The 13,799-nt window shown below is 39.3% G+C and carries 11 protein-coding genes; 5 read left to right on the top strand and 6 right to left on the bottom strand.

The annotated features are described in order from the left end of the window. Positions 1-104 precede the first annotated feature (104 nt). The 3 genes from NE848_RS12675 to NE848_RS12665 all read right to left on the bottom strand — a co-directional run bounded on the left by NE848_RS12675 (position 105) and on the right by NE848_RS12665 (position 3,291). The gene (locus NE848_RS12675; RefSeq protein WP_252114142.1) at positions 105-1,067 is read right to left on the bottom strand and encodes a D-2-hydroxyacid dehydrogenase; all 963 of its coding nucleotides are present in this window, start codon (positions 1,065-1,067) and stop codon (positions 105-107) included. 21 nt (positions 1,068-1,088) lie between these two features. Beyond that, positions 1,089-2,153 carry a 3-phosphoserine/phosphohydroxythreonine transaminase gene (gene serC / locus NE848_RS12670; RefSeq protein ID WP_252114140.1) on the bottom strand — a complete coding sequence of 355 codons (1,065 nt, stop codon included), beginning with the start codon at positions 2,151-2,153 and terminating at the stop codon, positions 1,089-1,091. Between the two features lie 79 nt (positions 2,154-2,232). Beyond that, entirely contained in the window at positions 2,233-3,291 is a 1,059-nt protein-coding gene (locus tag NE848_RS12665) for an acyl-CoA reductase (protein WP_252114138.1), read from the bottom strand. A gap of 143 nt (positions 3,292-3,434) precedes the next feature. Here NE848_RS12665 and NE848_RS12660 point away from each other — a divergent pair, with 143 nt between their 5' ends. Further along, positions 3,435-3,785 carry a 4Fe-4S dicluster domain-containing protein gene (locus NE848_RS12660; RefSeq protein ID WP_252114136.1) on the top strand — a complete coding sequence of 117 codons (351 nt, stop codon included), beginning with the start codon at positions 3,435-3,437 and terminating at the stop codon, positions 3,783-3,785. Positions 3,786-3,835: 50 nt separating this feature from the next. On the opposite strand, the gene NE848_RS12655 is transcribed toward NE848_RS12660, so the two are convergent. Continuing rightward, the gene (locus NE848_RS12655) at positions 3,836-4,714 is read right to left on the bottom strand and encodes a helix-turn-helix domain-containing protein (protein WP_252114475.1); all 879 of its coding nucleotides are present in this window, start codon (positions 4,712-4,714) and stop codon (positions 3,836-3,838) included. A gap of 220 nt (positions 4,715-4,934) precedes the next feature. On the opposite strand from NE848_RS12655, the gene NE848_RS12650 reads away from it, so the two are divergent. Continuing rightward, positions 4,935-5,519 (top strand): T9SS type A sorting domain-containing protein, encoded by a 585-nt coding sequence (locus NE848_RS12650; protein WP_252114134.1) that lies wholly within the window; start codon positions 4,935-4,937, stop codon positions 5,517-5,519. Between the two features lie 57 nt (positions 5,520-5,576). On the opposite strand, the gene NE848_RS12645 is transcribed toward NE848_RS12650, so the two are convergent. Next, a complete protein-coding gene (locus NE848_RS12645; RefSeq protein WP_252114132.1) occupies positions 5,577-6,857 on the bottom strand; it encodes a carboxypeptidase-like regulatory domain-containing protein in 1,281 nt (426 codons plus the stop codon). A gap of 187 nt (positions 6,858-7,044) precedes the next feature. Between NE848_RS12645 and NE848_RS12640 the strand changes: the two genes are divergently transcribed. The 3 genes from NE848_RS12640 to NE848_RS12630 all read left to right on the top strand — a co-directional run bounded on the left by NE848_RS12640 (position 7,045) and on the right by NE848_RS12630 (position 10,383). After that, entirely contained in the window at positions 7,045-8,322 is a 1,278-nt protein-coding gene (locus tag NE848_RS12640) for a serine hydrolase domain-containing protein (protein WP_252114130.1), read from the top strand. A gap of 2 nt (positions 8,323-8,324) precedes the next feature. Further along, entirely contained in the window at positions 8,325-9,056 is a 732-nt protein-coding gene (locus NE848_RS12635; protein WP_252114128.1) for a class I SAM-dependent methyltransferase, read from the top strand. 133 nt (positions 9,057-9,189) lie between these two features. Continuing rightward, positions 9,190-10,383: a hypothetical protein gene (locus NE848_RS12630; protein ID WP_252114126.1), complete on the top strand. Its 1,194-nt coding sequence runs from the start codon at positions 9,190-9,192 to the stop codon at positions 10,381-10,383. A 1-nt stretch (position 10,384) separates the two neighbouring features. Here NE848_RS12630 and treS read toward each other — a convergent pair whose 3' ends face one another. Further along, entirely contained in the window at positions 10,385-13,699 is a 3,315-nt protein-coding gene (treS, locus tag NE848_RS12625) for a maltose alpha-D-glucosyltransferase (protein WP_252114124.1), read from the bottom strand. Positions 13,700-13,799 lie beyond the last annotated feature (100 nt).

The following is a 13,799-nucleotide window of genomic DNA, read 5'->3' as shown; positions in this document are numbered from 1 at the left end:
TCATTGCGAGGAACGAAACAATCTTTACATGAGATTACTTCACTTCATTCGTAATGACAAATGGATTTACTTTTTAGACTGTCCCTTATTGTACTTTATTCAGTTTAAGCTTTTTCTTTCTTAAGAAGAGAAATTATCTGCTCGGCAAGTTCAGAACCAATTCTTTCCTGGGCTTCATGAGTAGAACCGCCAATATGAGGACTTAAGGACACACTTTCGTTCATAAGAAGCTTTATTGCTGGGTTAGGCTCATTTTCATAAGTATCAAAAGCAGCAAATGAAACTTTTCCAGTATCTATAGCTTCCAATACGGCTTCTTCATCCAGAACACCCCCGCGGGCAGCATTGATTATACCAACACCATTTTTCATTTTTTCTATTTCTTTGCTTCCGATCACCGGTTTATCCTGCGCGGGAACATGAAGTGTGATAAAATCGGCATGCTTTATAAGCATATCAACAGGCTCTGTTTTAATCGGGATCCGGATGCTTTGGTGATTGTAGAACTCAAGCTCTATTTCAGCTTTTCCCACTTTCTGATCACTTGCTATTACTTTCATTCCAATACCTAAAGCGATTTTTGCAACTTCCCGGCCAATTCTTCCGAAACCGACAATTCCCAGGGTCTTTCCGCGTAACTCCACACCACCGGCATAGGTTTTCTTGAGTTCCTTAAACTTGGTCTCACCCTCTAAAGGCATATTCCTGTTGGAATGATAAAGCTGACGTACGCCTCCAAAAAGATGAGCAAAAACAAGCTCTGCCACAGAAGCTGATGAAGCCGCAGGCGTATTAATCACATGGATTCCTTTTTTTCTGGCATATTCCACGTCAATATTATCCATTCCCACACCTCCGCGACCTATAAGTTTTAGGCTGGGGCAGTTATCGATTATATCTTTTCTAACTTTTGTAGCACTTCTTACCAGCAGTACATTAATGGCATTTTTGTTTATGTAATCTTTAAGCTGTTCCTGTGAAACTTTTTTGATGGTAACTTCAAAACCAGCTTTTTCAAGAGTATTAACTCCGCTTTTCGAGATACCATCATTTGCTAATACTTTCATTTTGTAAAATGATCTATGAATTTAAATTTGTCTTTCAAGTTCCTGCATAAGATCAACCACCATCTGTACGCTTTCCAACGGGAGGGCATTGTACATCGATGCCCTGTAACCACCTACGCTACGGTGACCGTTAAGACCATTCACACCAGCATCTTTCCATAACTTGTCAAAAGTCTCTTTGTGAGATTCATCTGTAAGGTTGAAAGTAGCGTTCATTGGTGAGCGGTCTTCTTTAGCAGCAAATCCTTTAAATAATGGGTTTCGATCTATTTCAGCATAGATGAGTTCAGCTTTTCTATTATTTAATTCTTCCATGGCTTTAATACCTCCTTTAGCTTTTATCCAGCGAAGGGTAAGCATGGATACATATACAGCATACACCGCAGGTGTATTAAACATACTGTCTTTACTAATATGGGTAGCATAACTCATCATTGACGGGATCTCTCTCGAAACCTTTCCAAGAATATCTTCTTTTATCACAACTAAGGTGGTACCTGCAGGTCCCATATTCTTTTGAGCGCCGGCGTAAATAAGATCAAATTTGGAAAAATCCAGTTCCCTTGAGAAAATATCACTACTCATGTCGCAAACCAGTGGTTTGGAAGTAGAAGGGAATTCCTTTATCTGGGTCCCGAAAATGGTATTATTACTGGTACAGTGAAAGTAATCGGCATCGTCTGGGATGCTGAATGACTTAGGTATATAATTGAAGTTTTTATCTTTTGAGGAGGCCACTTCCGCAACATCACCAAATAACCTGGCTTCCTTGATGGCTTTTGTAGACCAGGTCCCGGTGTTAAGATAAGCGGCTTTTTTCTCCAGTAAGTTATAGGCAACCATAAGGAACTGGGTGCTTGCACCTCCCTGAAGGAATAAGGCCTTATATCCCTTATCCTTTAAACCAAGCAGTTCCAGCGCCAATGACTGTGCCTCTTCCATAACGGAAACAAATGCCGGACTGCGATGTGATATTTCCAGTATTGATAAACCTGAACCGTTAAAGTCTAAAATAGCCTGAGAGGCTTCCTTAAATACCTCTTGAGGTAAAATACAGGGGCCTGCGCTGAAATTATGTTTTTTCATAAAACTTTTACTTGATTATGTTATAACAAAGATGCTAAAAATGCCAGTAAATGCTGTTATTAAAATTATAATAGTAGCCTTATAAATTTAACAGGAACTCAATAGTATCAATATTATCGGCGTAATCCCATAACTGTGGTTTCTGGGTTTGTCCAAACCTTACCTCGGTATTCCCCGGCTCATTTTTTACAATGCATTGTATCTTATCTTTATTCTTCTGCAGGGTTTTATTTAACTGGCCTTCATTTTTGTAGGTTTCATAAAATAAAGTGGCGATTGGAGAACCAAAACTCTTGTCTTCCTTTAATATCAAAAAACCGTTTTCAAGCAATTTGAATTCGCTCATCAGGTAGACAGCCTTATTGTAATCGTAGTTATTGGCATATTTATCTCTGTGAATTATCGGATTCCATTCATAAATAGCTTTAAAGAATCGGTCAAAATCGTAATTTTCGGGCACGTATAGTTTGGATACATTCCTGCACCCCAGTCCATAATACCTGAAAATATCTTCACCAAGTCTTGATAGTTCCTCCTGGCTTTCATTTCCGGTAAGTATTGCCACCGAATTACGATTCTTTCTAATGATACTTGGTTTACCTTTAAAGTAATATTCAAAATAGCGAGCCGTATTATCGCTCCCTGTGGCTATAACCGCGTCAAAATCTTCCAGTTTGCCTTTGGTGAATTTTATTCGTTCTTCATACCTGCTATCCAGCTTCATTAAATATTTCGATATAAGCGGTAATATATGCTTGTCGTTGGAAGAAAGCTTAATGAGCACATTATGACCAGAAACCAGTACCGAAATAAAATCATGAAAACCAACCAGCGGTATATTTCCGGCCATAACAATCCCTACGGTTTTTCCTCCACTTTTTGAAAGATCATATTCTGCCAGCCATAGCTTTAGGTTTTCTTCTGTTAGAGCCTCGCTCCACTGCTGAAGAGAGAATACCACATTTTCCCTGGTAAACCAGCCATTATGGTGCACCGCATTATCTATCTTCTCTTCCATTTCGGCGAACAACTTCTCATTTGCCGGGAGGGAATCATCTTTAACCGATTCTACCACCTGGAATTGATTCAGGAATTTCCCCAGTTTAATTAGATGTGATTTATGGTCGTCAATTGTCATTGGCTTATTTGGTTATGAGTGGTGTGCATGTTAAATTTGTGCAGCGAAATTAAAGTTTCCTCAGCTTATTACCATAAAATTTATTAAAAGCTGTCGGTCTTTTTTCGTTCAGTTTTTTAAATTTACAAATAAAAGAAATAGCTATGGCAATTGTAATAACCGATGAATGCATAAACTGCGGGGCCTGCGAGCCTGAATGCCCGAATACCGCAATTTATGAAGGAGCGGACGACTGGAGATATGCAGATGGTACTGACCTGGATGGAGAAGTTGTGCTTCCCAATGGTAAGGAAGCGGACGCTAATGAGGCTCAGGAACCAATAAGCGATGAGATTTATTATATAGTTCCAGATAAGTGTACTGAGTGTAAAGGATTTCATGAAGAACCTCAGTGTGCAGCTGTATGTCCTGTTGACTGTTGTGTACCCGACGAAGATCATGTAGAAAGCGAAGAAGAACTGTTGGCAAAACAGCGTTTCATGCATAATGAATAAACAGAATAAATTCACAGGAATTTTAATCCCGTTCTTGTGAGCGGGATTTTTTATGATACGCTAAACTTCAATTCATTCCTGTAAGTGGATGGAGGTTTACCCGTGAAGGCTTTAAAAAGCTTATTGAAATGACTGAAGTTGTTGAATCCACTTTCATAACAAACTTCAGTAATACTTATCTGTTTTTCGTGAAGTAGTTTGGCAGCATGAGCCAGCCTGTATTCATTTACAAACTTTGTGAATGTTTTACCGGTGATCTTTTTAAAGTAGCGGCAAAAAGCAGGGTTGGTCATACTTACTTTTTCACTTATCTCATCCAGGCTGATATGTCTGGTGAATTCTTCTTTTACGAAATTGAAGATCACATTTATCCTGTCGTTATCCTGTAACTCGGTTTCCAGGATAAAGCCCTGAGCATTAAGAATGGTATAATTGTTAGCTTTTTCCAGTTGTTTCAGAACTTCCAGCAATCCAAGAAGGCGTGCGAAAGGTTCAAGTTCCCTTAATTTTTCAATTTCTGCCCCTATACGTCTTTTGGTATCACCGTGAAATACGATGCCTTTCTTCGCTCGATCCAATAAATTCTTTATACCCTTCAACTCAACTATATCAAAGAAATCGTTTCCGATAAAATCGGGTTTGAACTGAATCACAGATTCACATTCATGTTCGGTAAGGCTATCGGTAAAGGAGCAGTGGGGCAGGTGTGAGCCTATTAGAATAAGATCGCCATTCCTGTAATAAGAGATGTGGCTTCCTATCTGTCTCTTTCCACATCCTCCGTTCACATATACAAGTTCAATTTCGGGATGGTAGTGCCAAAAGGTGGGCTTTTTATTCTTAAGGTCTCTGTAGTAGGTTCTGTAGGAGAAAGAACTTCCAAATCCAGGTTCGATCTTTTCCAAAGTAGGTTTGTGGCCGGTTCCCATATTTGTCATATTTCTCCTTAAAGTTAACCTTCTCAAATTTTGCGAAACTATACTAGATTACCAATAATATGTTCCAAATTATGCGAAAACGTTTTCTTTGACTTATTCGGTGTTATTTTGTTACATATATCAGTTTATTGGCTTCTATTCTTATAGGTTTTTATGGGGTAAGTTTGAATTAATCTTTAATCGCAGTTCTAACCTTTTAAAACTTAAGATTATGAAAACAACAATCAGAACCCTTGGAATCACACTATTATTTTTAGTGTTTATGAATGTAAAAGCTGCCGATGAGCTTGATATCAGGATCAATGATCAGCAAAACCTTATTGTTGAACTCCAAAGTATCGAGAAAGGTGCTGTATTAAGTTTGCTGGATGAATCTGGAGAAGTTCTATTCAAAGACAGGTTCTTTAACGAGAGCTCTTATTCTAAGATCCTTGATTTTGAAAGTTTACCCGATGGGAAATACTCGCTTAAGCTGGAAAAAGAATATAGTGTAGCTACTTCGGTAATTAGAAAAACTGGAAAAAGCATAACTATAAGTAAAGGAGAATATTCCTTTGTTTATAAACCGATACTTAAAGTGGATGGAAATAAAGTAGCTCTTTATATAGCAAATCCAGAGGAGACCTTTATGCATGTAGAAATATTTGATAGATATGGAAAATCTGTTCAGTATTTTAAGAGTAAGGATCTTATCTTAAAACGTACGCTCGATTTCTCACGGGTTCCTGCGGGTAGCTATATAGTAACCATCAAAACTAAAAAGAACAGTTTTACAAAGACTCTTACCGTTGGGTAGCTTGAATTACAGCCTAATTCAAACTAAAAGCCCCCGCTGTAGCGGGGGCTTTTTCTTTTACTCGTCTTTCATTTTCCGTTTTATCTTATCTATAGCATTCTGAATGGATTTCTCGGGTTCAATAATATTATTGCTGCCCCAGAATTCAGTATCATAAAAGCCTGATACATCATCTACCATCACAATGTTAGGGTTTATAAGGTCTACAGTTTTTTTCCAGTCGTCACTTGCATATTCCTGCCAGTCGGTAACCACCATCTCGCTGTTTATCTTGTATCTGGAATTAAAGATCTTTCTTTTCCAGTTTACCACATAGTCCATCTGGGCTTTACCGTAGGCGTAATGCCATTTTCCATCATTCTGTGCATAGTCTACCTGGTAATTTAGTTCCACAGGATATACTTTGGCACCGGTGGGTTTCTTTTTAACGAACATCTTCGCAGCAGCTCTTCTATCGTCTACATTCAGACTATAATCTGCTTTGACCAGTGTTGAAGTTTCAGCATCGATGAATAATCTACCGTAATACCATGGATCTGATTCATCCAGTTCTTTAAAATTCACCACATAAGTGAAACGATCATTTATCTTGGTAGGATCGTCAAAAGTGAATTCGTAACTATCTACCATTCCCGGTCTGAGTACATACTCGGTATACTTCATCATATCAAGGTAGAGGGTATTAAAGGGACCACCTTTAAGTTTGACGGCTACGGTGTCCAGTTTTTCGTAATCGGTACTTTTCCTGGCCTTGTAAATGGAAACCAGGTCTTTTCTCGGCGAATTATAAGGACTTTTAAATATTTTGACCACGGCTTCAGAAAGGCTTACATTACTCCAGCCTTTTTTGATGGTTTCTCTGTAGAAGGAAGTCATCAGACTTTGATCAGATAGGTAATTCTCATCTTTTTTGGCCAGCATTTCCTCTACCAGTAGCCGGGGATTTGTGGCTTTATAAAGGTTCACCTCGGAAAGCTCTTCTACGGTCTCTTCCAGTTCAATTCTAGTTCCCTGTCCCTTGAAATAGGTGAGAGGTAAGGTTTTACTCTGGAAGCCGAGAACTGAAATTGTCACAGTAGCTTCGATTAGATCTTCAGGAACCTTAAGGGAGAATTCCCCATCGGCATTTGTAATTGTAGAAATATTGCTATTGTTTAAAGCTAAGTATGCAGAAGATATAGGTCTTCCATTTCTGGCGTTAACCACCTCTCCTTTATATTCTACGAATTTTATATCGGCAGGCTGAAAAGCAAAACTCTGTACCGACAGAAAAAGCAAACTGAATATTAACAGAAGGGTATTGGTATAGCCATTCAAAATTGTTTTGGGATTTTTCATGACAAAATTTTTTAATGTTAACTAAACTTATACAATATAATGAATTTAAGGCTTAGTTTGATGTGAATCACGCTGATTTTGATGTGAAATGTTATGATATTTATAGATATCGGTTAGGTGTGCAGAAAATTCCTAAATTTGATATGAATCTTTTAAAGATCTCCTGATAATAAAACCAACCATTGATATGAAATCGAGAATTAGTCTTTTAATCTGTATTTTATTTTTTCTCAGTCTTGAAGCTCAGCAAAAGAATTCTGTTTTAACTGAAGCCAAGCCTGAGAGTGTTGGCATTTCTTCTGAAAGACTCGAGAAAATTGGAGATATGCTCCAGAATTCGATCGAGAGTGGTCAGATCCCGGGAGCCGTAGCTCTTATAGCGAAAGATGGAAAAATAGTTTATCATAAAGCTTTTGGAGATGCAAAGGCTAATGGAGAAGATCTTGAAAAAGAGGATATTTTCAGGATCGCTTCCCAGTCTAAAGCCATTACGGCTACTGCCGTGATGATGTTATGGGAAGAGGGGAAGTTCCGGCTGGACGATCCTATTTCAAAATATATTCCTGAATTCAAGGATCCACAACTTCTGGCATCATTTAATGAAGCCGATTCTACTTTTCAAAGCATTCCGGCGAAGAAGGAAATTACTATACGTCATTTACTGACGCATACATCAGGGATAGGATATGGAGTAATAGACAGTGATGAAAGGTTTAAAAAAATCTATGCGAAGGCGGGAATAACCGATCTCTTTACTACCGAGGGGGTAACGATTGAGGAAAGTGTTAAAAAACTGGCAAAACTGCCTCTACATCATCAACCGGGCGAAAAGTTTACTTACTCGGAAGGACTTGACGTGCTGGGTTATTTTATCGAGATCGTCTCAGGTAAGGGTTTTGATGAATTTCTTCAGGAGAGGATCTTCGAGCCTTTAGGTATGAATGATACTTATTTCTATTTACCGGCATCAAAAGCAGACCGTCTGGTTCAGGTTCAACATAAGGAAGGGGATAAATGGGAAGCATTTCCCGTAACTTTTTACGATCCTCAATATCCGGTGAAGGGAGCAAAAACTTTCTTTTCCGGCGGAGCCGGATTGTCGAGCACAGCGCTGGATTATGCAAAATTCCTTCAAATGTATCTGAACGGAGGCATTTATAATGGTAACAGGCTATTGAGTCCCGTAACGGTTAAAATGATATTGAGTAATCATACCGAGGATCTATTTGGCGGACCTGAAAATTTTTACGGTCTCGCCTTTGGAATAGTGTCTAAAAGGGGTGAAGAGAAAGGAGGGCAGGGAAGCGAAGGTACCTTTGACTGGGGTGGATATTTCAATACCCAGTATTTTGCCGATCCTGTCACTGATGTTATCGGGATACTCATGAAACAAACCCGAGGGCCTGTGAATGATGAAACAGGGTGGAAGTTCCGGCAAATGGTCTTCGCAAGCCTAATAGAATAGTTTTGAAAGACAATTTTTCGTCACATGCAGAAGATTACTCCAGGTACAGGCCAAAATATCCTGCAGAAGTCTATGATTATATTATTGCAAGACTCAGCGGGCATGAAAAAGCCTGGGATTGCGGGACGGGAAATGGTCAGGTAGCTGCTGAAATTTATGCTTTTTTTAAAAAGGTAGAAGCCACCGATATCAGTACCAATCAAATCAAAAATGCCGTTAAAAGAGAGAATATCCATTACTCGGTTCAACCTGCAGAAAAAACCGATTTTCCAGATAATGATTTTGATTTAATAATTACTGCACAGGCAATACACTGGTTCAATTTTAATAAATTCTATAATGAGGTAAAAAGATGTTTAAAGCCTGATGGTTTGTTTGCCGTTCTTGGATATGGACTGTTTTCTGGTAACCCGGAAACCAATAAAATCATTGGTCATTTCTACAATAATGTCATAGGATCTTACTGGGATCCCGAAAGGAAGTATCTGGAAGATAATTATTTTAGTATTCCTTTCCCTTTTTCTGAGATAGAAACCCCTATGTTTTATCAAGAATATAAATGGACCATCGATCAGCTACTGGGTTATTTGCGAACCTGGTCTGCAGTTAAACATTATGAGCAGGCTAATCACGAAGATCCGGTATCACTTATCGAAAAAGATTTGAGAAAAGCATTTGGAGTAAAGAATGAAGTGAGCTTTCCTATTTTATTCCGCCTGGGGAAGCTTTCATAAATGTTTATTAAATCTACAATATTCTTAACGGCTTAATGCCCGGGATACTTACATTTGGGGGTCTTTTTTTCGGTGGCACGAAATATGTTGCATAACACAGACGTTAATAAAATTGACTAAAAACCAGTGTATTATGAAGAAGACCTTCTTCGTTTTTTTGGCTATAATAAGTAGCCTGGGCGCAAGTGCTCAGATTTATTCGGATAATCAGGGAGCTAGTGTGACTGAACAGGTTTTGAAAGAACTTAATCGCGAACGTTCGTTGTTGAGTCAGAACCTTGAATTCCGTATCAAAGAGATAGATTCAAAGATCAATAACCTTGACGAAAGTATTAAGAATACCAATTCTGCTTCAGAAAAAGTTGAAAAGTTACTGGAAAGAGTAAAATATCTCGAGGAGCGCCAGGAAGAGATAGATAAGAACACGATAAGTGTTTATAAGTATAATTATAGTTCGGCGGTGCTTAACCTGGCTTCGATGGAACGCGAGATAAAGCCACTAAATCTATTTAATGCTTCACGTGAATTCTACTCCACCCTTGATGCGGTTAGTAATCCTATGAATTATGAAGGCTACCAGGAGTGGTTCGGAAAATTCAAACAATATATTGCCGAAGAACAGGAAGATGATGCTAAGTTACAGGCGCTAAACCATATGCTTCAGGTTACCGGTGATCTAGCTAAAGGCACGCCTTTTACCGGGATGTTCGCAGGCAGTCTTTTCGACGGAATCAGCCAGTTTATAGGATCCCTTAATCGTAGGGATCGTGAACTTAAAGATCAGAGTGTAAAAATGCTGAAACTTACTGCTTCAATTTCACAGTTCACTCATGACAAGGATCTTATTGAAACAGAATGGGAAGCTATTAATAAAAGTCTGAATGAGCTGAAAGAGCTTCAGAATAAGGCTATGGAAGATAACCTGGTGGAGATTCTGGGAATATCGAAAAAGCAATTCAGGGAGAATTTCACCGATGAAACCGATGCCAAGAAGCGAACTCAGTACATTCTTGATATCTCAAAGATCGCCGAAAATAAGATCGTAGAAGAGCGCAAAACCAATCCCGAAAACTGGAAACAGGAATACCATGACCAGATGCTGAGAGTTCAGAATCTTAAGATAAGATTCGGGATGCTTACGTTCAGGATCCTTGAAAATCTTGATAAGTATGAGGGCCTTATTCAAAAATACCAGAACGATCCTTTCCTGAAAGATGAGATGAAGAACCTCAAGCTAAAACTGGATCTGGTAAGGAACAGTTTTGAATCAACCTTCAATCCTCAGGAATACATCAAGGCATCTAACGAGATGTATATCGTCGAATAATTCAGGCCTTGTTATAGTATTGGATCACAGCTTTTATTCCACGAATCGGGATAATGATCCATTCGGGACGATTATCGATCTCAAAATTAAGCTCATAAAGGGCTTTCTCTAAAAGAAAAGTGTGCATCAGGATCTTGAAATCTTCAGGATCCTTTGGCACATAATCACTCTGGCCGGCTTTTTCAAAATATCCTTTTATATACAAACGGCTAATGTAATAATGCCAGGTTTCAGCCCATTCTTCAAGGTTCCCTTCCCGGCGCTGCTGGTTATATTCTGGAGAAAGTATATTGCTGTATGCGGCATAATGAAGCGACCTTATCATTGCTGCCAGATCCCGCATTGCCGACCTTCTTATTCTTCTCTCACTGAATGATTTGGAGGGATCACCCTCAAAGCTATTCATAATATATTCCCTGCCGGTCCATAAGATCTGTTTTAAATGATAATCGCCATGGGTGCGTATTTTCATTACCGGGATCTTGTGATCGTAGATTGTTTTGAAACATTTTAGAATATCCTGCTTTAATCCAATCACTTCCGTGGCCTCTTCACGAACATCTTCTGGAAGCTCTTTAAGTACAGATTTCAGTTTTTCCAGACTTGTTCTTGTAAGGGTTTGTAGTCCGGAGAATAAAGATCTCTGATAGTGAAGGGATGATTCCTCCTTGTCAAAATCTTTATCGGAAGAATGCCGCGAGAGAGCCGTATGCAGTTCGGCTGTGAACTCACCCAACTGATACATTCTCTCAGGGAGAATGATGCCGAGTAATTCCTGGATAGGCTGCGGTATACTTTCATAACCCAGGGGTTCCAGGATACGAGTGGAAGGTTTCTCAATATCGATATGTTTGGTACTGGTGAGCACATTCTCAAAATACCTGTCAAGGGAATCCTTTACATGGTCCCAGACTTCACCCTGGTTATCCACCATATGCTGAAGCATGGCAAAAATGTATGGTTTACCAGATTTTTGACTGAATTTGATAGCCCCGGCATAATTTGAAATTTTGAGAAAATCGGTTTTTGTGGAGAGGAATTTTATAGTTTCAACATCCGGATTAAAGGTTGTATCCAGTCTTCGATATAGTTTTAGTAAAAACTGATTGTCGTAAGTGATTATAGTTTGCCTGTGTTCGGTATTTACCAATTCTGAACGCGGATCTGCTTCAATCTCTTTCAGGGCTGATTTTTCTGAAGAGAATTCCAGTTCGCCCGAAGCAGATTTGGATCTTCTGGAAGAACGGAATCCTTCGATCAAATGGTCCCGAAAATCTTCAGCGTAGACAGAATCGAATAAATATCCTTTATCATTTCCAATCTTTAGTTCGGCGATAATACCTCTCTTTGGAATTTCATTTAATACGTTCTCATTTACTGTAGCTACAAAGGAAACGGGGAGTTGATAGAGTTCAGGTAAACCTTCATTATAAATGACTTCCAGGATCAGGATACGGGTGGGTAGAGATTGGATCTTTATTTCTACCGATTCCTTAACCGATATTTCCTGTAGGTTCCTTCCGCCACTTTCAAACCATCTTCGATTATTTAGATATGGTGGTAAAATCTGTGCAGAAAGTTTTTGAAGCGTCCTGTTCTTTAAAAGATTGGTCCATTTATCTATTTTAAGTACAGGAATTTTGGTTTCACCTTTTACTCTTTCTCTTTCTTTTTCAAGAACGAACCAGTAATATCCATAAGGAGAAAGAGTGAATAAATATGGCCTTTCACTGATTTTTGGAAATTTGTTGTGGCTAAAAGCTTCTATTGGTGTGTAGCCTTTAAATTCTTCCAGGTCAAGCTCGGCCGGTTGGGAGAATCTCGAAAGATTTGCAAGAACAAGAATCTGTTCATCTTCATAAGACCGCGTGAAAGCCAGGATTTTAGAATTGGAGGGGGATAGAAATTCTATATCACCACGGCCAAAAGCTTTGAATTTTTTTCGCATCCCTATGATCCTCTTCATCCACCAAAGCAAAGAAGAGGAGATCATTTGCTGCGTTTCTACGTTTATTGATTCATATTTATATTCAGGATCAATGATTAACGGAAGATATAATTTCTGTGGGTTTGCAAGAGAGAATCCTGCATTACGGTCGGCAGTCCACTGCATTGGGGTTCTAACCCCGTCGCGGTCACCCAGGTAAAAATTATCACCCATTCCAATCTCATCACCATAATAGATGATGGGAGTTCCCGGTAATGAGAATAGAAGCACGTTCATCAGTTCTATCTTACTTCTGTTATTATCGAGCAATGGTGCCAGACGATGGCGAATTCCTACGTTGATCTTAGCCTGTGGGTCCTTGGTGTAGACCTTATACATATAATCGCGTTCCTCATCGGTGACCATTTCCAGGGTAAGCTCATCGTGATTCCTTAGGAAGATACCCCACTGGCAATTTTCTGGAATTGTAGGAGTTTGATCTATGATATCAATAATAGGGTAGCGGTCTTCCATTTTTACCGCCATGAACATTCGTGGCATTATAGGGAAGTGGTAGTTCATATGGCATTCATCCCCGTCTCCAAAATATGCCGCCGAATCTTCCGGCCACATATTCGCCTCTGCCAGTAAAAGCTTATCGTTGTAATTCTTATCTACATGGGCTCTTAATTTTTTCAGGAAAGTATGGGTCTCAGGGAGATTTTCGCAATTGGTGCCGTCTCTTTCAAATAGATATGGAATGGCATCCAGCCTGAAGCCGTCCACTCCCATTTTGCACCAGTAATCAAGAACATCGAAAACTTCCTGCTGTACCTGTGGGTTGTCGAAATTGAGATCCGGCTGGTGGGAAAAGAATCGATGCCAGTAATAGGCCTGGGCTTCCGCGTCCCAGCTCCAGTTAGATGGTTCTGTGTCAGTGAAAATGATTCTCGCATCCTTATATTTCTGTGGATCATCGCTCCATACATAATAATCTCTTTCAGGAGAGCCTGGCGGAGCCTTTCTTGCCTTCTGAAACCAGGGATGCTGATCTGATGTATGATTGATTACCAGCTCGGTTATGACCTTGAGCCCTCTTTCATGAGCTTCCTTAATAAAGCGCTTGAAATCTTCCACATTTCCATAAGAAGGATTAATGGAATAATAATCGGCGATATCGTACCCATCATCTCTTAACGGAGAAGGATAGAAAGGCAGGAGCCAGATGGCGGTTACTCCCAGGTCTTCCAGGTAATCCAGCTTTTGCAGGAGTCCTTCAAAATCACCAATTCCATCTCCATTACTGTCAAAAAAGGCTTTTATATGAAGTTCATAAATGATAGCATCTTTATACCATTGGGTTTCTTCAGGGTTCGATTGTTTTGACATTGGAGATGTATTAGACTCAGTTAGCAATTCTTTCTCCTAAAATTAAAAAATATGCCAGCCGCTTCAGTTAAAAAAATACTAAACCGTACCCAGGAAATTC

The sequence above is a fragment of the Gramella jeungdoensis genome (genome assembly GCF_023805255.1).
GTDB classification, from domain to species: Bacteria; Bacteroidota; Bacteroidia; order Flavobacteriales; family Flavobacteriaceae; genus Christiangramia; species Christiangramia jeungdoensis.
The sequence above is the reverse complement of the archived record's forward strand: the minus strand, read 5'-3'. Positions and strand labels throughout refer to the sequence as shown.

Bases quoted from the DNA above. Each gene is read 5' to 3' on its own strand.
- NE848_RS12630 (WP_252114126.1), top strand. From the start codon at position 9,190: ATGAAGAAGACCTTCTTCGTTTTTTTGGCTATAATAAGTAGCCTGGGC.
- NE848_RS12640 (WP_252114130.1), top strand. From the start codon at position 7,045: ATGAAATCGAGAATTAGTCTTTTAATCTGTATTTTATTTTTTCTCAGT.
- NE848_RS12675 (WP_252114142.1), bottom strand. From the start codon at position 1,067: ATGAAAGTATTAGCAAATGATGGTATCTCGAAAAGCGGAGTTAATACT.
- NE848_RS12665 (WP_252114138.1), bottom strand. From the start codon at position 3,291: ATGACAATTGACGACCATAAATCACATCTAATTAAACTGGGGAAATTC.
- NE848_RS12660 (WP_252114136.1), top strand. From the start codon at position 3,435: ATGGCAATTGTAATAACCGATGAATGCATAAACTGCGGGGCCTGCGAG.
- NE848_RS12645 (WP_252114132.1), bottom strand. From the start codon at position 6,857: ATGAAAAATCCCAAAACAATTTTGAATGGCTATACCAATACCCTTCTG.
- NE848_RS12655 (WP_252114475.1), bottom strand. From the start codon at position 4,714: ATGGGAACCGGCCACAAACCTACTTTGGAAAAGATCGAACCTGGATTT.
- NE848_RS12650 (WP_252114134.1), top strand. From the start codon at position 4,935: ATGAAAACAACAATCAGAACCCTTGGAATCACACTATTATTTTTAGTG.
- serC (WP_252114140.1), bottom strand. From the start codon at position 2,153: ATGAAAAAACATAATTTCAGCGCAGGCCCCTGTATTTTACCTCAAGAG.
- treS (WP_252114124.1), bottom strand. From the start codon at position 13,699: ATGTCAAAACAATCGAACCCTGAAGAAACCCAATGGTATAAAGATGCT.